General features: G+C 64.5%; 24 protein-coding genes and 1 riboswitch. Of the genes, 12 read left to right on the top strand and 12 right to left on the bottom strand.

Translation table 11 applies throughout. The features are described from left to right. Positions 1 to 4: 4 nt before the first annotated feature. Positions 5 to 1,228, bottom strand: coding sequence for a DUF2252 domain-containing protein (locus tag HWX53_RS18900; RefSeq protein ID WP_175943634.1), 1,224 nt, complete (start codon positions 1,226 to 1,228; stop codon positions 5 to 7). 145 nt (positions 1,229 to 1,373) lie between these two features. Between HWX53_RS18900 and HWX53_RS18895 the strand changes: the two genes are divergently transcribed. The 4 genes from HWX53_RS18895 to HWX53_RS18880 all read left to right on the top strand — a co-directional run bounded on the left by HWX53_RS18895 (position 1,374) and on the right by HWX53_RS18880 (position 5,383). Further along, complete coding sequence (locus tag HWX53_RS18895) at positions 1,374 to 2,081, top strand: YetF domain-containing protein (RefSeq protein WP_244140180.1); 708 nt, start codon at positions 1,374 to 1,376, stop codon at positions 2,079 to 2,081. Further along, complete coding sequence (locus HWX53_RS18890; protein ID WP_175943630.1) at positions 2,081 to 2,815, top strand: YetF domain-containing protein; 735 nt, start codon at positions 2,081 to 2,083, stop codon at positions 2,813 to 2,815. The genes HWX53_RS18895 and HWX53_RS18890 overlap by 1 nt, the downstream gene beginning before the upstream one ends. A gap of 120 nt (positions 2,816 to 2,935) precedes the next feature. Beyond that, positions 2,936 to 3,241 carry a hypothetical protein gene (locus HWX53_RS18885; RefSeq protein WP_175943629.1) on the top strand — a complete coding sequence of 102 codons (306 nt, stop codon included), beginning with the start codon at positions 2,936 to 2,938 and terminating at the stop codon, positions 3,239 to 3,241. A 30-nt stretch (positions 3,242 to 3,271) separates the two neighbouring features. Then, positions 3,272 to 5,383, top strand: coding sequence for a phospholipase C, phosphocholine-specific (locus tag HWX53_RS18880; RefSeq protein WP_175943627.1), 2,112 nt, complete (start codon positions 3,272 to 3,274; stop codon positions 5,381 to 5,383). A 15-nt stretch (positions 5,384 to 5,398) separates the two neighbouring features. Here the strand turns inward: HWX53_RS18880 and HWX53_RS18875 are convergent, their stop codons facing one another. Further along, entirely contained in the window at positions 5,399 to 6,298 is a 900-nt protein-coding gene (locus HWX53_RS18875; RefSeq protein WP_175943624.1) for a LysR substrate-binding domain-containing protein, read from the bottom strand. A 161-nt stretch (positions 6,299 to 6,459) separates the two neighbouring features. Between HWX53_RS18875 and HWX53_RS18870 the strand changes: the two genes are divergently transcribed. Beyond that, complete coding sequence (locus HWX53_RS18870; protein WP_175943622.1) at positions 6,460 to 6,687, top strand: hypothetical protein; 228 nt, start codon at positions 6,460 to 6,462, stop codon at positions 6,685 to 6,687. Positions 6,688 to 6,721: 34 nt separating this feature from the next. On the opposite strand, the gene HWX53_RS18865 is transcribed toward HWX53_RS18870, so the two are convergent. From HWX53_RS18865 to HWX53_RS18855, 3 genes are all read right to left on the bottom strand, one after another. Then, on the bottom strand, positions 6,722 to 6,955 hold the full coding sequence (locus HWX53_RS18865; RefSeq protein WP_244140179.1) for a DUF2934 domain-containing protein: 234 nt from the start codon (positions 6,953 to 6,955) through the stop codon (positions 6,722 to 6,724). Positions 6,956 to 7,060: 105 nt separating this feature from the next. Then, positions 7,061 to 7,549, bottom strand: coding sequence for a hypothetical protein (locus tag HWX53_RS18860; protein ID WP_175943620.1), 489 nt, complete (start codon positions 7,547 to 7,549; stop codon positions 7,061 to 7,063). Positions 7,550 to 7,589: 40 nt separating this feature from the next. Further along, positions 7,590 to 8,069 carry a DUF2244 domain-containing protein gene (locus HWX53_RS18855; RefSeq protein ID WP_175943618.1) on the bottom strand — a complete coding sequence of 160 codons (480 nt, stop codon included), beginning with the start codon at positions 8,067 to 8,069 and terminating at the stop codon, positions 7,590 to 7,592. Positions 8,070 to 8,215: 146 nt separating this feature from the next. On the opposite strand from HWX53_RS18855, the gene HWX53_RS18850 reads away from it, so the two are divergent. Further along, positions 8,216 to 8,551 carry a hypothetical protein gene (locus HWX53_RS18850; RefSeq protein WP_175943616.1) on the top strand — a complete coding sequence of 112 codons (336 nt, stop codon included), beginning with the start codon at positions 8,216 to 8,218 and terminating at the stop codon, positions 8,549 to 8,551. 7 nt (positions 8,552 to 8,558) lie between these two features. On the opposite strand, the gene HWX53_RS18845 is transcribed toward HWX53_RS18850, so the two are convergent. Next, positions 8,559 to 9,146 (bottom strand): TetR/AcrR family transcriptional regulator, encoded by a 588-nt coding sequence (locus HWX53_RS18845; RefSeq protein ID WP_175943614.1) that lies wholly within the window; start codon positions 9,144 to 9,146, stop codon positions 8,559 to 8,561. Between the two features lie 142 nt (positions 9,147 to 9,288). Between HWX53_RS18845 and HWX53_RS18840 the strand changes: the two genes are divergently transcribed. Then, positions 9,289 to 9,705, top strand: coding sequence for a rubredoxin (locus tag HWX53_RS18840; protein ID WP_175943612.1), 417 nt, complete (start codon positions 9,289 to 9,291; stop codon positions 9,703 to 9,705). Positions 9,706 to 9,722: 17 nt separating this feature from the next. Here HWX53_RS18840 and HWX53_RS18835 read toward each other — a convergent pair whose 3' ends face one another. Together HWX53_RS18835 and HWX53_RS18830 are read right to left on the bottom strand one after the other, a co-directional pair. Beyond that, positions 9,723 to 10,151, bottom strand: a complete 429-nt coding sequence (locus HWX53_RS18835) for a diacylglycerol kinase (RefSeq protein ID WP_175943610.1) — start codon at positions 10,149 to 10,151, stop codon at positions 9,723 to 9,725. 180 nt (positions 10,152 to 10,331) lie between these two features. Next, entirely contained in the window at positions 10,332 to 10,832 is a 501-nt protein-coding gene (locus HWX53_RS18830; protein WP_175943608.1) for a 6,7-dimethyl-8-ribityllumazine synthase, read from the bottom strand. Positions 10,833 to 10,902: 70 nt separating this feature from the next. Then, positions 10,903 to 11,069: riboswitch (FMN riboswitch) on the bottom strand. A gap of 157 nt (positions 11,070 to 11,226) precedes the next feature. Between HWX53_RS18830 and HWX53_RS18825 the strand changes: the two genes are divergently transcribed. Continuing rightward, positions 11,227 to 11,685 carry a MarR family transcriptional regulator gene (locus HWX53_RS18825; RefSeq protein WP_175943605.1) on the top strand — a complete coding sequence of 153 codons (459 nt, stop codon included), beginning with the start codon at positions 11,227 to 11,229 and terminating at the stop codon, positions 11,683 to 11,685. 33 nt (positions 11,686 to 11,718) lie between these two features. After that, positions 11,719 to 12,651: a LysR family transcriptional regulator gene (locus HWX53_RS18820; RefSeq protein ID WP_175943604.1), complete on the top strand. Its 933-nt coding sequence runs from the start codon at positions 11,719 to 11,721 to the stop codon at positions 12,649 to 12,651. Positions 12,652 to 12,655: 4 nt separating this feature from the next. On the opposite strand, the gene HWX53_RS18815 is transcribed toward HWX53_RS18820, so the two are convergent. Both HWX53_RS18815 and HWX53_RS18810 read right to left on the bottom strand, forming a co-directional pair. After that, complete coding sequence (locus tag HWX53_RS18815) at positions 12,656 to 12,892, bottom strand: 4-oxalocrotonate tautomerase family protein (protein ID WP_175943602.1); 237 nt, start codon at positions 12,890 to 12,892, stop codon at positions 12,656 to 12,658. 24 nt (positions 12,893 to 12,916) lie between these two features. Further along, a complete protein-coding gene (locus HWX53_RS18810; RefSeq protein ID WP_175943600.1) occupies positions 12,917 to 13,624 on the bottom strand; it encodes an SDR family oxidoreductase in 708 nt (235 codons plus the stop codon). A gap of 267 nt (positions 13,625 to 13,891) precedes the next feature. On the opposite strand from HWX53_RS18810, the gene HWX53_RS18805 reads away from it, so the two are divergent. Further along, on the top strand, positions 13,892 to 14,308 hold the full coding sequence (locus tag HWX53_RS18805) for an organic hydroperoxide resistance protein (protein WP_175943598.1): 417 nt from the start codon (positions 13,892 to 13,894) through the stop codon (positions 14,306 to 14,308). Between the two features lie 22 nt (positions 14,309 to 14,330). Here the strand turns inward: HWX53_RS18805 and HWX53_RS18800 are convergent, their stop codons facing one another. Further along, complete coding sequence (locus HWX53_RS18800; RefSeq protein ID WP_244140178.1) at positions 14,331 to 14,813, bottom strand: GNAT family N-acetyltransferase; 483 nt, start codon at positions 14,811 to 14,813, stop codon at positions 14,331 to 14,333. 64 nt (positions 14,814 to 14,877) lie between these two features. Continuing rightward, positions 14,878 to 15,783, bottom strand: a complete 906-nt coding sequence (locus HWX53_RS18795; protein WP_241270080.1) for a LysR family transcriptional regulator — start codon at positions 15,781 to 15,783, stop codon at positions 14,878 to 14,880. Between the two features lie 163 nt (positions 15,784 to 15,946). On the opposite strand from HWX53_RS18795, the gene HWX53_RS18790 reads away from it, so the two are divergent. Together HWX53_RS18790 and HWX53_RS18785 are read left to right on the top strand one after the other, a co-directional pair. Beyond that, positions 15,947 to 17,521 (top strand): altronate dehydratase family protein, encoded by a 1,575-nt coding sequence (locus HWX53_RS18790; protein WP_175943594.1) that lies wholly within the window; start codon positions 15,947 to 15,949, stop codon positions 17,519 to 17,521. A gap of 57 nt (positions 17,522 to 17,578) precedes the next feature. Continuing rightward, entirely contained in the window at positions 17,579 to 18,502 is a 924-nt protein-coding gene (locus tag HWX53_RS18785; protein WP_175943592.1) for a dihydrodipicolinate synthase family protein, read from the top strand. Positions 18,503 to 18,551 lie beyond the last annotated feature (49 nt).

The raw sequence follows: 18,551 nt of genomic DNA, 5'->3' as shown, positions 1-18,551 counted from the left end.
CGCGTCAGGCCGCCGCGAGCGCGTAACGCCGGCAGTGTTCGAGATAGCCGACCTCGTGACTGCCGACCAGTTCCACGATGCTGCTCCACAGCCACAACGGCGCGTCGATGGACTTCGGCTTGGTGCGCTTCAGTTCGGCGAGCCAGCTCTTGCGCGTGGCGCGGTCCATCTGCCGGGCGTGCGCCTGACCGACGACGAACGCGAGATAGCGCGCCACTTCCATCGCTTCCGTTGGCCCGATGTGTTCGATCTCCAGCTTCAGGTCCTGCGGCAGCAGTTCGCGCAAAATCACGGGACGTCCCTGCAAGGTCGCGGATCGCATGCGCTCGCCGAGATGCGGCGACAGGTTGCGCGCGCCTTCGACCACGCGTTCGGCGTTGTCGCGCGGCATGTTCGTGCCGGGATAACGCGGCGCGGCGGCCTTCACGCCTTCCTTGATGTCGATGAGGCACAGGTCGTCGCCTTCGACGACGCCGCCGTCCACATCGAGCAGCACCGCGTAACGCAGGCGCCCGAGCGAACTGCAGCCTTTCACCCAATAGGCGGCGTCGAGCACGGTGACTTTGCCGGTATCCGGACGACCGCGCAGGCTCGTCGCGAGCTTGGCGAGCGTCTCCTTCTGGAAGAGCGCTTCGATCTCCGCGCGCTCGTCCTTGTTGACGGGCCAGAAGCGGCTTCCGTACGGGATGGTCGGCTGCGTGTCGTCGAGACGTTCCAACGCCAGATGCTTCCACGAACGGCGCACCGCTTCGCGCATCACCACGCGCACGACTTCGGGCTTGCGGCAGAGGTCGTCGGCGTCGCTGTCGGCGTCGCTGTCGAACGCGAGCGCGTAGCCTTCGAACAGCGCTTCGATCATGTTGATGGTCGTGACGCCCGGCAGCGCCGAGCCGCGCGCCGTGGTCGCGAGCGAGAGGCCGAGCCGGATCAGGTCATGCACCGGATTGCCGATGACCGTCTGGTCCAGATCGCGTATCTGAATCTCGATGCGCTTGTTGGCGTCCGCGACGGGGCCGAGATTGCCGGTGTGGCAGTCGCCGCAGATCCAGATGGCCGGGCCCTGCGGCAAGCCGCGTATCTCCGCCTGTTCCAGCCAGTCGTAGAACTTGGACGTGTTACCGCGCACATAGGCGTGCGTCGAGCGGGCCATCTTGGCATTGCGTCGGGCCGTGAGTATTTCCTGCCGGCTCTCGAATTCGGGTACTTTTTGCTTGGATGGCTTGGGCATGAATCGTCTTGCGGGATAGTGTCGCGCGGGCTTTTCTCGTGCATCGCACAAGATGTGCCTGCCGCTTTGAAGACGTTAGGTCGCGCGTGCATCAGGCACGCTGAATGCGCGGTGCTTCGCACTCGACATGCTGTCAGGTGCCGCTTTGCAATCCCCTCCGTTCAGACTGACCGACTGGCATCGCTTCCTGTTCGGCAACGCGTCATGGCACTTTCTGCTGGAAGTGCTGCTCAGAACCTGCGCGACTTACGTGCTGCTCGTCATCGCGATGCGCCTGCTGGGCCGGCGCGTCGCCGCGCAGTTCACGCTTTTCGAAATCTCGATCGTCGTGACGCTCGCGGCGGCCATCGGCGTGCCGTTGCAGGCCGCGAATCGCGGCATGCTGCCGCCGTTTCTGATCGCGCTCGTCGCGGTCGTGCTTCAGCGGATCATCGCGGCGGCGGGCATCACGCATCGGCGCGTGGAGACGATGATATCGACCGATGTCACGCTGCTCGCCCGCGAAGGCCGGCTCGAACCCGCAGAACTGGCGCGCGCCGCGATGCCTCGCGAGAAAGTCTACGAAGCGATGCGGCTCGCGGGCTGGCAGCATCTCGGCCAGATCAGCCGCCTGTACATGGAGCCATCGGGCGCGTTCTCGTTCATCCCCGCGCGGCCCGCGAAGCCGGGCTTGTCGGTGCTGCCCGCCATCGACGAGGAATTGCGCGACGAAGCCCGCGTGCCGGGCTGCTCCGCGTGCCTGCAGTGCGGCAATACGGTGCAGACCGACGAGAGCGGCCACGCCGGCGATCTGCGCTGCGACAACTGCGGATCGCGCGAGTGGACGTACGCCGTGACCGAAGTGGAGCGCTGATGCCTTTCATCGAGCGACTGCTGATCGGCGACGGGCCGTGGGCTTTTCTGATCGAGGTCATCCCGCGCGCGGTCGTGATGTATTTAATGCTGCTCGTCGCCATGCGCATGATGGGCAAGCGCGTCGCGGCGCAATTGAGCATTACGGAACTCGCCGTCATTCTGATGCTGGGCGCGGCCATCGGCGTGCCGATTCAGGTATCGTCGCAGGGCGTGCTGCCGGCCGCCGTCGTGCTGCTCGCCGTGGTCGCGCTGCAACGCCTCAGCGCGAAGGCCGGCCTGCGCTGGCGCAGATTCGAAGTGCTGGAGCAGGGCGACGTCACGATCCTCGTAAAAGACGGCCGCATACTGCTCGATGAACTGAAGGCCAGCCAGGTCTCGCGCGAAATGCTCGCTTCCGAACTGAGGGCGGCGAACGTCGCGCATCTCGGGCAACTGCGCCGCGTGTACATGGAGGCGTCCGGGTCCATCAGCATCGTGTGGCGAAAGGAGCCTTTGCCGGGGCTCACGGTGCGGCCGGACATGGAGCGGTCGCTGCTCGACGCCATCGGCGCGAAGGGCTATTTCTCGTGCTGGAGCTGCGGCGTCACGGTGCAGTCGGACGAGCGTCCGGACCGGCCGTGCGAGGCATGCGGTTATGAGCGGTGGGAATCCGCCGTGCGCGTGCCCGTCGAGCGGTCGACTGCCACGGACACCGGCGCCGCCGCAGACACCGAACAGACCGCGGCTAGCTAAACGCCGCATCGCCTTGCGGTCGCCATGCGCCGGCCCGCGCGCGCCGGTCACATTGCTTACACATCCCCCCGATACGCTTTCATGCGCTGAGTGCAACTGCCCACTTGCCCGAGAGGACGCATGAAGAGAGCCGAAAGACGCCGCCACGTAGCGGCGGGCATCGCCGTACTCGCGTGCGCAACCGTTGGCGGCTGCAACAGCAACAGCAATAGCGATACAGCAGTCGACCCTGCCGCGGCCGCGCCGGCGCGCACGAGCGCGCAAGCGGATGCCGCGACTGCGGGAACGAGCGAACTGGAGAACTGGGCGATCTCGGCCACGTCCACCGGCACGCCCCGTCCGTCGCAAGCGCAGTCCGCGCAGGCCGTCTCCGCGCAGGCATCGTCCGATGCGCTCGCGCCGCCGGTCATTCACACGGTCGACTGACGCCTTCCCCTCTCTTCCCCAGGCACACGGATGACAACCCATAACAGACGTGACTTCCTGCGCGCGGCCATGCAGACCGCCGGCGCGGCCACCGCACTCAACATCGTTCCGCTCGGCATTCGCCAGGCGCTCGCCATTCCCGCGAACAACCGTCACGGTTCGATCGAGGATATCGAGCACATTGTCGTGCTGATGCAGGAAAACCGCTCCTTCGATCACTACTTCGGCACGTTGCGCGGCGTGCGCGGTTTCGGCGATACCCGCGCCGTGCGGCTCGCGAACGGCAAGACGGTGTATCACCAGCCGATTGCCGCCGGCGCGGGCGACGTGCTGCCGTTTCATCCGGGCGCATCCAACCTCGGGATGCAGTTTCTGCAAGACCTGCCGCACGACTGGGTGAGCGGCCAGGGCGCGTTCAACGGCGGCCGCTACGATCAGTGGGTGCCGTTCAAGGGCACCACGACGATGGCGTACCTGAAGCGCGACGACATCCCGTTCCACTATCAGCTCGCAGATGCCTTCACGATCTGCGACGCCTACCACTGCTCGACCAACACGTCGACCGATCCGAACCGCTACTACATGTGGACCGGCTACGTGGGCAACGACGGCAAGGGCGGCGGTCCTGTCGTCGACAACGCGGAAGCGGGCTACGGCTGGTCCACGTTCCCCGAAGTGCTGGAGCGCGCGGGCATCTCGTGGAAGATCTATCAGGACATCGGCACCGGTCTCGACGCGAAGGGCTCGTGGGGCTGGACGCAGGACCCGTACATCGGCAATTACGGCGACAACTCGCTGCTCTACTTCACGCAGTACCAGAACGCGCAGCCGGGCAGCCCGCTCTACGAAAAGGCGCGTCGCGGCACCAACGCCGCGGCGGGCGAAGACTACTTCACGAAGCTCAGGCAGGACGTGCAGGCGGGCACGCTGCCGCAGGTCTCGTGGATCGTCGCGCCGGAAGCGTACTCGGAGCATCCGAACTGGCCGGCGAATTACGGCGCGTGGTACGTCGATCAGGTGTTGCAAGTGCTCACCTCGAACCCGGACATCTGGAGCAAGACGGCCCTTCTCATCAACTACGATGAAAACGACGGCTTCTTCGATCACATCGTGCCGCCGTTTCCGCCGGCATCGAGCGCGAACGGCCTCTCGACCGTCGATACCAGCCTCGAAATTTTCCCCGGCAGCCAGAAGTACGCGGCCGGTCCGTACGGGCTCGGCGCGCGCGTGCCGATGATCATTGTGTCGCCGTGGTCGCGCGGCGGCTGGGTGTGCTCCGAAACGTTCGACCACACCTCGGTCATCCGCTTCATTCAGAAGCGCTTCGGCGCGTCGCACGGGCTTCCTGAGCCGAACATCACGCCGTGGCGCCGCGCGATTTGCGGCGACCTGACCTCGGCGTTCGACTTCCGCAATCCGAATCGCGGCCTGCCGACGCTGCCGGGCACGTCGTCGTACGCGCCGCCCGACAAGGCGCGTCATCCCGACTACGTGCCGATGCCGCCCGTCGTCGGCGCGATGCCGAAACAGGAGCCAGGCGTTCGTCCCGCGCGGGCGCTGCCGTACGAACTCTTCGTGCGCACGCACGCGAACGCGAGCCAGCGCACGGTGGCCTTCGACTTCGTGAACACGGGCGCGGCGGGCGCGGTGTTCCTGCTGTATCGACAGGGCAGTACGGATGCGCCGCGCACCTACACGGTGGAGGCCAACAAACGCCTCGCCGATCACGTCGCGACGAACGCCGACGGCAGCTACGACTTCGTCGTGCACGGGCCGAACGGGTTCCTGCGCCGGGTGGCGGGCAAGGCGACGGCATCGCATAGCGGGTGGTCGCGCGAAGAGGCGCTGCCCGAAGTCGCCGAAGGCTACGACGTCGCGAACGGCAATCTGCAATTGCGCCTGAAGAACACCGGCAGCGGCGCGTGCATCTTCAGCGTGACGAACGACTACGAGCCTTCGAAGACCGTGACGCGGCGCGTGGCGGGCGGCGAGACCGCGCAGTTGTATCTGGACCTGCGCGCGTCGCACGGCTGGTACGACGTGCGCGTGACGGTGGATACGGACGGCACGTTCGCGCGCCGTTTCGCCGGGCACGTCGAAACCGGTTGCGACAGCATGAGCGATCCCGCGCTGTCGGCGTAGGCGGCAGTGGCGAGGCTAGCGCGCGGGCTGAATGTCGCGCGCGGCCTCGCGCTCGATCCATGCAAGGAACCGCTCGACGCGCGGCAAGTCGGCGTTCTGGCTCGGATAGACGAGATGATGCGCGCCGACTTCGACCGCGTAGCTTGCGTCGAACACCGGCACGAGCACGCCTTCGCTGATCTTGACGGACGCGAGCATCAGGCTTTCGAGCGCGATGCCGAGCCCGAGCGCCGCCGTTTCGATCGACATGTACGAGCGGTCGAACGAGAAGTCGAAGGTCTTCTGCGGCGCGGATACGCCGGTTCTGCCGAACCATTGTTTCCACTGCACGAGCGGCGTCTCCGAATAGATCAGACGATGCGAGAGCAGGTCGTCCGGCGTCTTGACGGGATGGCGTTCGAGGTACTTCGGCGAGGCGAGCGGCGCGATGAATTCGCCGCGCAAAGTCCGCACTTCGAGATTGGTCCAGTTGCCGTAGCCGTGGCGAATGTCGATGTCGTAATAGCCGTTCGAGAACGACACGTTCTCGTACGAGCACGCGAGGTTCAATTGGATATCGCCGTTGTCTTCCTGAAACGACGACAGGCGCGGCAAAAGCCACATGAGCCCGAAGCTCGGGCTCGAATGCACGCGCAGAATGTCCACTTCCTTCTGGCTCGATGCGCGCTCGGTCGCGCGGCTCAGGTCCGCGAGCAGGCCCGTAACGTCGGACAGATAGCGTTCGCCGGCGGGCGTAAGCACGAGGCCTCGTCCGGAACGCTGAAAGAGCGGCTGCCCGATGATGCCTTCCAGATTCGCGATCTGATGGCTCACCGCCGACGCCGACAAGCCCATCTCCTCTGCCGCGCGATTCACGCTTTTCGTGCGCGCGACGCTTTCGAACGCGACGATGGCCTTGAGCGGCGGAATACGCATAGGTGTTGAGTGTGGTTGTGGTCGGTTGTGGTCGATTGTGGCTGATGGTGAAGCGCCGGACCGCATTATCCGATTTTCGTCTGCAACGCGCGAGCGCCGCGCGCGGCACGCTACATGCTGTGCCCTCCTTCAAACATCACACCCATACGCGGAGGCACACCATGGAATTCGAGTATCGTTCATGCAAGATTCACACGTCGGCGAGCATCGAGGATGGAAGCATCGTCGGCAATGCGCGCATCTATATGCCGCCCGCGAACGAAGGCGACGACATCGAATCGCACGACATGGAGTTTCATCTCGCCTTCGTCGATGAAAACGAGGCGATCGCCTTCGCACGCGAACGCGCGATGGCGTGGGTAGACGAACACGAGGCGCTTGCGCTCTGAACAAGCGCTTAACCCGCGATGCCCGCCGTCGTGCTCACGACGGCGGCTTGCTTTTGCTCTTGGAATTGACCGAGCGTTCGCGAGCCGCATCCGGATTGTCCGCGTTCAACTGCTCGCGCGCGCGGTGATAGTACTCGTCGGCCCGGCCGGCTTGCCGGCCTTCGGCCTCCCACATGTAATAGGCCAGCGTGCGAATGCGCTGTTCGAGGGCTTCACGCGTCATCGCGTCGCGTGCATCGTCGTCCTCGTGGTCCGGTGTGCTCGACATTCTCTCGTCCTGTGAAGTGGGCGCGCTGCGCGCAATTCGATTCTAGGGCCGCCACGCCCGCCTTGGAAGTTGTCCACTGCATTCGCCGTGCCGGCGCGAGCCGACCTAATGCTGCGCTTCGAGCGCGCCGGGAATCAGCACCTTGCCGGCGTAGTTGAGCGCGTCATCGAGCGGCTCGATTCCGCTAAACGACATGTCCGCATAGTCCAGCCGGCGATAGAACGCGGTTTCCATCAATTCGCCTTTCGTGCGTCGATAGAAAATGCGCCCCGCGAGATACAACTGCGGCTCGGCGGGCGCCGGGGCGTTCGCGGCAATGGCGCCGCCGAAGGTCGTGCGCGTATCGCCGTCGAACCAGGCCCACCACTCGGCGTTGGCGTCGAGCAGCGTGCCTTTCGTGATGACGGAGGTGACCGTATAGCCCCAGCCCGCTCTCGGCAAAGCGTGCCGCGCGTCGCGATACGTTCGCTTCAGTTCGAACAGGCTGCGTACGATTTCGATGCGCGCGTCGCTCCGGTTTGCCACGGCCAGCGTCACGCGGCCGGGCTTTCCTGGCGCCGCGGTCGCCTTCAATAAAACGAGGGAGGTGTCCATGATGCTCGACTGCAAATTCGGTGAGTCCGGTGCGGGTTTGTCACTCGCGAGCCAGCGCGTGCATTTCGCAGCGCGCGATGCGCTGGAACTCGGCGAGGAATCCGAGGCGGCGGCTCTGCGTGGTAAAGCGTCCGAGTTCCAGCGTCTCGCCGGCAACGCGCAGCGACAAGCGCGTGCGCGCGCCGGCCTGTGTGACGAGCAGTACCGCCCAGCGTGCATCGATTCGCCGCGTGCGCGTGTGGAGCCCGCGCGCCGATTCGATCACGAGCGTCTGGCCGTGCAAGGTCACGATGTCGCCGTCCAGCGCGTGCCTTGCGTGCCAGAAGAAGCACGACCAGATGACGCACGCGTGCAGGAGTGCTAACCCGTAGAACACGATGCTGCCGTTGATCGCGTGCATCGCGGTCGCGAAGGCAAGCGGGATGATCGAGAGGCTCGCGCAGACGCTCGCGAGGCACGCCGGAGAACACGACGCGCGCCGCACGAGCGACCATTGCTTCGGGGACGGATGGGCGAGCATGAAGACTCCTGCTTCACGTTGCGATGTCGGCGTGGCGAAGGAGCAATCCACAGTCCCGCGGCGAGGCCGCTCTGGCCGGCTCGGCATGGCGGAGGGGCATGTGGATTGCATCGTCTGCATGAACCTCGATGAAGAAAGGAGTCGCCATGCATGCAACGACACGCAATATCATCCTGGGCTCGATGCTCGCATTAGCCGGCAACGTTCATGCGGCCGGCGGAGGACTCGGCTGCGGCGGAGGCGGCTGCGTGAACAACGGACAGGGCGGCAGCACGTCCGGCGGCGCGGGCACTTCGGCAGGACAATCGGCCGATGCGTCCGGTACGCAGCGATCGTCCAACGTATCGCCGGGCACGGTATCGAAAGGCGGCCAGGGAAGCGGCATGAGCCGCGACATGGGCGGCGCGATGCCGTCCGGCGCGCAAAGCGGCAAGCCCTCGCCCGTGACGAAGCACGATGCCGGTGGCTCGCAGGGTTGGTAAGCCCGGATCAACCGGAAGCGCGCAGCGTACCGAAGAGACCTCGCAGCGCTGTGCGCAACAAATCGCCCGATGTGGGCTTGCTGACGAAACTCATCGCGGGCGCATAGGTCAGTTCGAACACGAGCGCGCCGAGCACTTCCGGCTTGACGTCGAGCTCGGGATCGAACTGAAGCAGCACCTCGCCGAGCGCCTTCCACTGCGCGCGCAGCACCTTCTCCTGCGACTTGCGAAAGGCGTCCGCGGGCTTCGTGACGCGCGAGTATTCGAGGATCAGCATCGGCCAGTTGCCAAGCCGCGAACTGCGCGTGGCCCATGCCGCAATACGGTCGATGGCTTTCTCGATGCTCTGCGCGCCCTGCAAATCGGCCAGTATCTGATCCAGACTGACGCGCCCGTGTTCTTCCAGCACACCGAGAAAAAGCTCGTCCTTTCCCGCGAAATTCGAATAGACCGCGCCCTTGCTGAACCCCGCTTCGTCGGCGATGCGGTCGAGCGAGGCGGCGGCGTAGCCATCGCGGGCGAAGTGCTCTTTCGCGACCGACAGTAACCGCTGCCGCGTAAGCGCCTGAGTTTCCTCGCGCGAAAGCCTTGCCATGTTCGAGTCCTCTCGATGTTGAATTTCGCCGACGCCCGATACTAGCAAGTAAGGGCAGCGCCGGAAAGATTCGTGTTAGCATCCGGATACTCTCCGGTATCCGAAAACCGAAGAGTATGCTAATCACTAAGAGGCCGAAGGCATGTACAAGAAGGGCGCCGCGCTCGAATTGCAGTTCTCATCGGCGCGGCTGAATAACGGCGCGGGCGATCCGTACTGGATCGATCTGACTGCGCAGGAAGCCATGCGGCTGCACGCCGAACTCGGCGCGTTTCTGGCAAAGGGCATCGATGCGCAGGCGGGGCCGCTCATCGTCTCGCTGGACGAAGACGTGCACGGTGAATCGCTTCGTCCGAGTGCGCAAGCCGTCGCGCCCGAACCCGCGGCGTCCGCGTTCACCCAATGGGTCTGCCTGATCTGCGGATGGATTTACGACGAAGCCGCGGGCGACCCGGAACACGGCATTGCACCGGGTACGCGCTGGCGCGACGTGCCGGATGACTGGCGCTGTCCCCTCTGCGACGTCGGCAAAGACGACTTCGCGCTCGTGGAGTTTTGATACTCGGTGCTGCCGCTCTATGCCAGCGTGCGCGCCCAATGCCACGCCATCGGCCCGCAGATGATGCCCCACGTCAGCACGCAGATGACGAGCGCGACAGTGACGGCCGCGCTGCCGCAATCTTTCGCGCGGCGCGAGAGTTCGTGACGTTCGAGCGAAATGCGATCGATGGCCGCCTCGATGCTCGAATTAATCAGTTCGATTAACAACACGAGCAGTACCGACGCGGCCAGCAGCACGCGCTCGGCCGCCGTCACAGGCACGATGAACGCCACCGGCAGCAGGACGACTGCAAGGCCGACCTCCTGGCGAAACGCGCTTTCCTCGCGCCAGGTCACGACGAGGCCGTTCCACGAGTGCCGCAGCGCGAACAGGCCGCGCAATGGGCCGCTGCGCTTGTGCGGCGTGGAGTTTGTCCACGGAGAGGGTGAGTTGCGTCGGGCCATCGGGGTATAGGGAAAGAGAAGCGTGCGAGCGGCTGCGCTCGACCGCTCGCGTGACAAGAAAACAGCGTTGGCCTGCAAGCGACATCTGCTTACGCCTGCCGATGCAACTAACGGTCTCCCGAAACCGCGTCCAAAAAGCGGTCACGGGCCGGGCGCCCATGACCGCTACTTCGCTGAGGCTTATAGAACCGGCAGCGCGCTGAGCTTGCCGATCGTATCCGCGCACGCATGCGCCGCTTCTCGGCCTTTCACGAGGAAATGCTCGCGGAAGAAGCCGACGTGCTCCTCGCCGTGGTGGAAATGATGCGGCGTGAGCACGGCGGAAAACACCGGCGTGCCCGTTTCGAGCTGCACCTGCATCAACCCGTTGATCACGGTCTGCGCGACGAATTCGTGCCGGTAGATGCCGCCATCGACCACCAGTCCCGCCGCCACGATGCCCGCATAGCGCCCACTCTGCGCGAGCCGCTTCGCGTGCAGCGGGATTTCGAACGCGCCGGCGACTTCGAAAAGATCGATGTCGTCGCGCGCATAGCCGTGTTCTTCGATTGCCTGGAGAAAGGACGTCTTGCACTGATCGACGATATCGCGATGCCAGCAAGCCTGAACGAACGCAATGCGCGGACGGCGAGCGCCCGCAGCCTGTACTGCCTGTGATTCGTTGAAAATGGATGTGCTCATGGACTTCTGCCTGTTTGTGTGAACAGGGCGAAGGACGGCCGCGCGTCTCCCGAAGAAGGCGCGCGCACCGTCCTGTTCTCTTTCATCCGGACTATACCGTCGGCCCCGGAATCCAACCGGGTCTGCCGACATCGCCCAATGCCATCTTTCGATGATCCTGGCCGAGCAGCTCGCGGGCTACGTCCGCATGGGACGATTACCGCCGGTGGGGAATTGCACCCCGCCCCGAGAACGTGTCCTTCGTATGATCGAAGAACGCAGGTACGGTAACACGAGACCAAACCGCAGCGCGAAATTCCCCGTACCGCTTGAGGGTAATGCGGGATTAAACGGACGCGATTCCATCGCGCGCGATCTATAATGCCTGCATCGAAGTCTCGCTCCGGAGAGCATCATGAAATCGACGGAACCGTCGTCTTGCGCACCGTCGCTGTCGGACTTTCTGTGCTTTGCCGTGTACTCGGCGAATCTCGCGTTCGGCAAGGCGTACAAGCCCATTCTCGAAGAACTCGGCCTGACCTACACGCAGTACATCACCATCATCGCGCTGTGGGAAGAAGACGATCAAACCGTCGGCAGGCTCGGCGAGAAGCTCTTTCTCGAATCAAACACGCTCACGCCGATCCTGAAGAAGCTCGAAGCGATGGGCTACGTAGAAAGACAGCGCGACCCCGCCGACGAGCGCCAGGTGCGCGTGAGTCTGACCAGGGAGGGGCGCCGCCTGCGGGAAAAGGGCGGCAAGATGGATCTCGTCGCAGCCACCGGTCTCAAGCCCGCCGAATTCGTGAAGGTCCAGAAGGCGATCGTCACGCTGCGCGAGAACCTCATCCGCTCAGTCAACGAAACGGCCTGACATAGCGCCGGCGCTAACCGGAAAAGAGCACGCATGCATCGAAGGTTCGACGACCTGCTGCTCGGCAGTATCGAGCTCTTCTGCCTCGCTGCCGAGCTGGAAAGCTTCACGCTCGCCGCGAATGCCGCGAGCGTGAATCCGGCCGCGGTGAGCCGGTCGGTCGCTCGCCTCGAAGAGCGCCTCGGCGTGCGGCTTTTCGTGCGCACCACACGGCAGATCCGCCTGACCGATTCCGGCCGGCGTTACTACGAACGCTGTCGGCAAGCGCTCGGCGAACTGGTCGATGCCGAACGCGAAGTCACAGGGCAACAAACCACGCCCGCGGGCGTGCTGCGCATCAGCATGCCGACGCCGTACGGGCATTACCGCGTGTTGCCGCTTCTGCCTGCGTTTCGCGAGCGCTATCCGGACGTCAGCATCGAGACGCATCTGAGCAACCGCAACATCGAGTTTGCGGACGACGGCTTCGATCTCGCGATACGCGGCCGCGCGCCGGACGATTCCTCGCTCATTGCCCGCAAGCTCGAAGACGCGGAGATGGTCGTCGTCGGAACGCCGGCGTATCTGAAGCGCAAGGGCGTGCCCGAGTCGCCCGGCGATCTTGCAGCGCACGAGTGCATTCAGTTCGAGAGGCCGAGCAGCGGGCGCAATATCGCCTGGACGTTTCGCGATGCATCGGGCGACACCGATATCGTCACGCGAGGCGCCTATGGCTCATCGGGAGACGCGCTCGCGGGCGTCACGCTCGCGCGAGCGGGCGCGGGCCTCTTTCAGACGTACCGCTTCATCGTCGAAAAGGACCTGCGCGCGGGGCGCCTCGTCGAAGTGCTCTCCGGCTACCGCAGCACGCGTCCGTTCATCCTGCTCTATCCGCACGCGCGCCATCTGTCGTCGCGCGTCAGGGTGTTCGTCGACTTTCTCTTCGAACATCTGCCGCGCGCACGCGCCGATCGCGCGCCGCAGTAAAGCGTCATCCCGCCTTGTCCGCGAGCTTCTTGCGGTAGTCCTGCACCGGCAGTCCGCCCCAGCCCCAGTTGTCCAACTCCACTTCCTCTATCACGACGAACGTGGCTTCGAGCGGCTTGTGCAACACGTCGAGCAATAGCTGGCTCGCGCCCGCGATCAGCCGCGCCTTTTCGTCGGCGGTAATCGCATTCGCGCCGGGCTGCGTGCCTTCGCGCGTGACCTGAATGGTGACGATAGGCATATCAGACTCCTGTGAAATGACGACTCAATGCCCCGCGCTCTGGCCGCCATCGACGTGCAGAATTTCGCCCGTGACGAACGGGGCATCGTCGAGAAAGAGGATCGCATTGACTACATCGCTCATCTCGCCCATGCGGCCCACCGGATGCAGCGCCGCCAACGCGGCGTGCGTCGTTTCGGGGTGCATCGGCGATTTGATCACGCCCGGCGATACCGCGTTCACCCGCACGCCCGAACGAGCGTACTCGATGGCGAGCGATTTCGTCGCCGCATTCAGGCCGCCTTTCGTGAGCGAAGCGAGCACCGAAGGCACGCCGCTGATCGGATGATCGACGAGGCTCGTCGTCACCGTGACGATATGCCCGCTACCCGCTTCCTGCATGTGCGCGATGACGCGCTGCGTGATGTGAAAAAAGCCGTCCACGTTCACGCGCTGGATCGCTGCGTAGTCCTCCGGGGTGTACTGCGTGAACGGCTTGGCGATGAAAATGCCCGCGTTGTTGACCAGCGTGTCGATGCGCCCGAATCGGTCGATGGCGGTCGCGACGACGCGCTCGGCCGTGCCTGCATCGGCGATATCGCCGGCGATCGTGACGAGATTTTCGTCGGCTGATTCGCCGATGGAACGCGAAGTCGCAATGACACGATGGCCGCGTTCGCGAAAAGCCTTCACGGTTTCGGCGCCAATGCCTTGCGACGCGCCGGTGACGATGACCACTTTGCTTGCATTCATGATGAGCCTCTGACGGTGTGAGTGTCGGCTGTCTTGCCGTTCGAATCGACGGATCCGATGGAGGCTCACTGTAGGCGCGCGCCGCCGCGCGGCGAACACCCACGGCGGACAAACACTATTGCGTATGGGGAACAAGAGGAACGAGAGACGGCTATTGCCGGCTTAAGCAAATGCAATTGACACCCCCGAACCGATCATGCAGTATAGCGCAACCGATTAGATCGCATACGATCTAAATAGCGGCCTTCCATTCATTGAGGAAACATCATGTCCAAGATCGAAAAGGTGCTGTACACGGCAAAGACCCACACATCCGGCGGGCGCGACGGCACGGCGCGCAGCTCCGACGGCCGCCTGGATATCGACTTGTCGTCGCCCGGCAGCGCGGGCAAGGGCACCAACCCGGAGCAACTCTTCGCGGCGGGCTGGTCGGCGTGTTTCATCGGCGCAATGGGGCTCGCGGCGCGCAAGCTGAAGGTGACGCTGCCGCCTGATTTGTCCGTGGACGCGGAAGTGGATCTCGGCATGACAGGCGACGCCTACCTGCTCGGCGCGCGCCTGAACGTGAGCCTGCCCGGCGTGCAACCCGACGTGGCGCGCGCGCTCGTCGATGCCGCTCACGAAACCTGCCCGTATTCGAAAGCGACGCGCGGCAACATCGAGGTCGAAATCAACCTCGTCTAAGCGAGGCGCGGCGGGTAGCGCGCTAATCAGCCTTGACGCCGATGCTCTTCTCGAAGCAGCAGGCGTCGGGCTGATGAACGTAGATGCCGTAACGGGCCGTCGGCGTGAAGCCGTTACGCTGATAGAACGCAATGGCGCGCCGGTTGAACGAGCGCGTTTCGAGCAGCAGCGTGTGATAGCCGACCGCGGCCGCATCCGCTTCGAGCTGCGACAGAATCGCCTTGCCCACGCCGCGCGTATTCGGCCGGCTGTAAATGCGCTTGAGTTCGGCCACCCCGTAATCGAAGCGCCTGAACGCGCCGCATCCGAGGGCGAGGCCCTGCGTCGTTCGCGCGACGACGAATGCGCCGCGCGCCGAACACGCATCTTCCGGGGAGAAGCGGCTCTGGCCGCCGTCGCCGGAAAACACCGCGAGCATTGCGCTCAGTTCGTCGAGCAGGGACTGCGCTTCCAGCGACCACGGGTCTTCACGTCGGACAAGAATGGCTGTCTCAAAGGGCGTCACGGCGGGGCTCCTCGGCTTGTCTACAGTGGGCCGAACCAGCCGAGCAAACCCCGGTCCCGCCGTTCTATGAGGCGTTCGAAACGCGCGTTCGACTCGTGAGCAGCGCGATGAAGCGTTCGGCCATCGGCGAGAGCACGCCGGTCTTGCGCGTCACAATGCCGTACGTCTGCGAAGGCGAGCGCAACGTCACCGGAAGAATGCGCAGCATCTTGTGCTGCGCAAAGAAGTTCGCGATATCGGTGGGCAGCACGGACACGAGGTCCTTGCTCTGATTGAGCAGCGCGACCGTGACGAACGTGGATGCGGTCGAGATCGTGTTGGCGGGCATGGCCACGCCCGCGAGGTCCATCTCGCGTTCCAGCAGTTCGCGCAATGGCATCTGGCTCGGGTATGTGACCCAGCGGCAATGCGCGAGATCGCGCATCTCCACGTGGCTGCGCGACTTGGTCGCGTGCCGGTAGCCGACCACCACAGAGAGCGGCTCGTCGGCGAGCTTCCAGTACCGGTATTTCGAAGGCTGTTCGCTGACCGCCGATCTGCCGATCACGAGATCGAGAACGCCTTCATCGAGTTGCAGCAGCATGCGCGCGCTCGTGTCCTCGACGATTTCCACCGACACATGCGGCTGGTCCGCGTGCAACGCATCGAGCGCGGGCACGACGACAGCCGGAATCGCGCCCATGATCGCGCCGATGGCAAGACGTCCGCCGCGCCCCGACTGAATCTCCGCGATGTCCTGACACAGGAGCGTCAGGTCCGTGGTCAGGAGCCGCGCGTATTGAATCACGCGATGCCCGTACTGGTTCGGCAGCATGCCGCTCGCCGAGCGCTCGAAGAGGGGCGTGTCGAATAGCGCCTCCAGTTCATGCAACGCCTTGCTCGCCGCCGACTGCGTGACGGCTAGCACCGCCGCGGCCTTGTGCAGCGACTTGTGTTCGTCGAGCGCAATCAGCAATTGAAGCTGTTTCATTCTGAGTCTCGACAGCAGCATCTGGACCGTGTTCATCGGCGAGTCGCGGGCAAGTAGGAGAAGTGATCGGGGGATGGAAACAATTCAATATACATGCCGCGTCCGGCAACCGTATAGTCGGTCTCGGAGACGACACTCGAGAAACCCGTCACGGGTTCACATCATGCAGAACGCAAGCCAGAACAGCACTAGCCGGCTCGACGAAGCCCGGCCACGATCCCCCGTTATTCGCTTGCACCGTGACGACGACGTCGTCATCGCGCGAGAGCAACTGGTCGGCGGGGCGCGGCTCCCCGACGAAGCCATCACCGTATCCGGACTCATTCCGCCGGGCCACAAGATCGCGACGCGCGCCATCGATGAAGGCCAAGCGGTGCGGCGCTACGGCCAGATCATCGGCTTCGCGAGCCGCGCCATTGCGCCGGGCGAGCACGTTCACACGCATAACGTCGCGATGGGCGAATTCGATCGCGACTACGCGTTCAGCGCAAGCGCCCGCACCACGCAATACGCGAAGACGCCCGCCACGTTCGACGGCATCGTGCGTCCGGACGGCCGCGTGGCGACGCGCAATTACATCGGCATTCTGACCTCGGTCAACTGCTCGGCGACCGTCGCCCGCGCGATTGCCGATCACTTTCGCCGCGACACGAACCCCGCGAGCCTCGCAGCTTATCCGAACGTGGACGGCGTGGTCGCGTTGACGCACGGCGCGGGCTGCGCGGTGGACCCCGAAGGCGAAGGGCTCGCGATGCTCCAGCGAACGCTCGGCGGCTATGCGACGCACGCGAACTTCGCGGGCGTCCTCGTGATCGGCCTTGGCTGCGAGACGAACCAGATCTCGCGCATTCTGGAGACGCAGGGCCTCAGCGAAGCGCCGTTTCTGCAGACGTTCAGCATCCAGGAAACTGGCGGCACGGCGAAGACGGTCGCGCACGGCATCGAGGTGGTGAAGGGCATGCTCGCTTCCGCGAATCGCGTGGAGCGCCAGCCGGTGCCGGCATCGCACCTGATTGTCGGACTGCAATGCGGCGGCTCGGATGGCTATTCGGGCATCTCCGCGAACCCCGCGCTCGGCGCAGCCGTGGACCTGCTCGTGGCGCACGGCGGCACGGCGATTCTCTCCGAAACGCCCGAGATTTACGGCGCGGAGCATCTGCTCACGCGCCGCGCGATCAATCGCGACGTCGGCGAAAAGCTCGTCGCGCGCATTCACTGGTGGGAAGACTATTGCGCGCGCAACCGCGCCGCGATGAACAACAATCCGTCGGCGGGCAACAAGGCCGGCGGCTTGACCACCGTGCTCGAAAAGTCGCTCGGCGGCATCGCGAAAGCGGGCAATACCAATCTCGTCGAAGTGTACGAATACGCGCAGCGCGTGGATGCGAAGGGCCTCGTGTTCATGGATACGCCCGGCTACGACCCGATCTCCGCGACAGGGCAGGTGGCAGGCGGCGCGAATCTCATCTGCTTCACGACGGGACGCGGCTCGGCCTACGGCTGCGCGCCGTCGCCTTCGCTCAAGATCGCGACGAACGACGCGCTCTGGAACCGCCAGCAGGAAGACATGGACCTGAACTGCGGCCCGATTCTGAGCGGCGAGAAGAGCATCGAGGAAATGGGCGAAGCCCTCTTCAAGCTCATGCTCGACACGGCATCGGGCAAGCGCACCCGCAGCGAGATTCACGGCTACGGCCAGAACGAATTCGTGCCCTGGCAAATCGGCGCGATCACCTGAAGGCGCATGGAAGTCCGGTTATCCCGTACTCAACCCTTAACCATCGCATTCCTAACTATGAATAATACGACCTCATACCGCGGTGTCTTTCCCGTCGTTCCGACGATTTTCGACGAGGCGGGACAGCTCGATCTCGAAGGCCAGAAGCGCTGCGTCGACTTCATGATCGATGCCGGTTCCAACGGCCTGTGCATTCTGGCGAACTTCTCCGAGCAATTCGCGTTGTCCGATGAAGAGCGCGACACGGTGATGCGCGTGGTGCTGGAGCACGTGGCGGGCCGCGTGCCGGTGATCGTCACGACGACGCATTTCAGCACCGACGTCTGCGCGCGCCGCAGCCGCGCCGCGCAGGATGCGGGCGCCGCGATGGTCATGATCATGCCGCCGTATCACGGCGCGACCATCCGCGTGACCGAGAAGGGCATCTACGAGTTCTTCGGCAAGGTGTCGGATGCGATCGGCATTCCCATCATGATTCAGGACGCGCCGGTGGCGGGCACGCCGCTCTCCGCGCCGTTTCTCGCACGCATGGCGCGCGAGATCGAGAACGTCGCGTACTTCAAGATCGAAACGGCGCAGGCTGCCTCGAAGCTGCGCGAGCTGATCGAACTCGGCGGCGATAGCGTCGTGGGTCCGTGGGACGGCGAAGAAGCCATCACGCTGATGCCCGACCTCGAAGCGGGCGCGACCGGCTCGATGACCGGCGGCGGCTATCCGGACGGCATCCGCAAGATCGTCGATGCCTACGCGAGCGGCGACAAGGAACAGGCAGCGTCGCTGTATCAGCAGTGGCTTCCGCTCATCAACTACGAGAACCGCCAGTGCGGACTCGCGGCCTGCAAGATCCTGATGAAGGAAGGCGGCGTGATCGGCTCGGACGCGGTGCGTCACCCGTTCGCGTCCGTGCACCCGAAGACGCGCGAAGGCTTGCTCGAAGTCGCGCGCCGGCTCGACCCGCTGGTGCTGCGCTGGGGCCACTGAAGCACTCAAGCATGACGAGCGAGCGATTCCGCTCGTCTGAAATATAAGA

It is taken from the genome of Caballeronia sp. BCC1704, from assembly GCF_902833455.1.
Taxonomy (GTDB): Bacteria; Pseudomonadota; Gammaproteobacteria; order Burkholderiales; family Burkholderiaceae; genus Caballeronia.
This window is presented reverse-complemented; position numbering and strand designations above follow the sequence as displayed.

Excerpts from the sequence above, each read along its gene's own strand:
- HWX53_RS18900 (WP_175943634.1), bottom strand. The coding sequence starts at position 1,228 with ATGCCCAAGCCATCCAAGCAAAAAGTACCCGAATTCGAGAGCCGGCAG.
- HWX53_RS18890 (WP_175943630.1), top strand. The coding sequence starts at position 2,081 with ATGCCTTTCATCGAGCGACTGCTGATCGGCGACGGGCCGTGGGCTTTT.
- HWX53_RS18885 (WP_175943629.1), top strand. The coding sequence starts at position 2,936 with ATGAAGAGAGCCGAAAGACGCCGCCACGTAGCGGCGGGCATCGCCGTA.
- HWX53_RS18880 (WP_175943627.1), top strand. The coding sequence starts at position 3,272 with ATGACAACCCATAACAGACGTGACTTCCTGCGCGCGGCCATGCAGACC.
- HWX53_RS18875 (WP_175943624.1), bottom strand. The coding sequence starts at position 6,298 with ATGCGTATTCCGCCGCTCAAGGCCATCGTCGCGTTCGAAAGCGTCGCG.
- HWX53_RS18870 (WP_175943622.1), top strand. The coding sequence starts at position 6,460 with ATGGAATTCGAGTATCGTTCATGCAAGATTCACACGTCGGCGAGCATC.
- HWX53_RS18865 (WP_244140179.1), bottom strand. The coding sequence starts at position 6,955 with ATGTCGAGCACACCGGACCACGAGGACGACGATGCACGCGACGCGATG.
- HWX53_RS18860 (WP_175943620.1), bottom strand. The coding sequence starts at position 7,549 with ATGGACACCTCCCTCGTTTTATTGAAGGCGACCGCGGCGCCAGGAAAG.
- HWX53_RS18855 (WP_175943618.1), bottom strand. The coding sequence starts at position 8,069 with ATGCTCGCCCATCCGTCCCCGAAGCAATGGTCGCTCGTGCGGCGCGCG.
- HWX53_RS18850 (WP_175943616.1), top strand. The coding sequence starts at position 8,216 with ATGCATGCAACGACACGCAATATCATCCTGGGCTCGATGCTCGCATTA.
- HWX53_RS18845 (WP_175943614.1), bottom strand. The coding sequence starts at position 9,146 with ATGGCAAGGCTTTCGCGCGAGGAAACTCAGGCGCTTACGCGGCAGCGG.
- HWX53_RS18840 (WP_175943612.1), top strand. The coding sequence starts at position 9,289 with ATGTACAAGAAGGGCGCCGCGCTCGAATTGCAGTTCTCATCGGCGCGG.
- HWX53_RS18835 (WP_175943610.1), bottom strand. The coding sequence starts at position 10,151 with ATGGCCCGACGCAACTCACCCTCTCCGTGGACAAACTCCACGCCGCAC.
- HWX53_RS18830 (WP_175943608.1), bottom strand. The coding sequence starts at position 10,832 with ATGAGCACATCCATTTTCAACGAATCACAGGCAGTACAGGCTGCGGGC.
- HWX53_RS18825 (WP_175943605.1), top strand. The coding sequence starts at position 11,227 with ATGAAATCGACGGAACCGTCGTCTTGCGCACCGTCGCTGTCGGACTTT.
- HWX53_RS18820 (WP_175943604.1), top strand. The coding sequence starts at position 11,719 with ATGCATCGAAGGTTCGACGACCTGCTGCTCGGCAGTATCGAGCTCTTC.
- HWX53_RS18815 (WP_175943602.1), bottom strand. The coding sequence starts at position 12,892 with ATGCCTATCGTCACCATTCAGGTCACGCGCGAAGGCACGCAGCCCGGC.
- HWX53_RS18810 (WP_175943600.1), bottom strand. The coding sequence starts at position 13,624 with ATGAATGCAAGCAAAGTGGTCATCGTCACCGGCGCGTCGCAAGGCATT.
- HWX53_RS18805 (WP_175943598.1), top strand. The coding sequence starts at position 13,892 with ATGTCCAAGATCGAAAAGGTGCTGTACACGGCAAAGACCCACACATCC.
- HWX53_RS18795 (WP_241270080.1), bottom strand. The coding sequence starts at position 15,783 with ATGAAACAGCTTCAATTGCTGATTGCGCTCGACGAACACAAGTCGCTG.
- HWX53_RS18790 (WP_175943594.1), top strand. The coding sequence starts at position 15,947 with ATGCAGAACGCAAGCCAGAACAGCACTAGCCGGCTCGACGAAGCCCGG.
- HWX53_RS18785 (WP_175943592.1), top strand. The coding sequence starts at position 17,579 with ATGAATAATACGACCTCATACCGCGGTGTCTTTCCCGTCGTTCCGACG.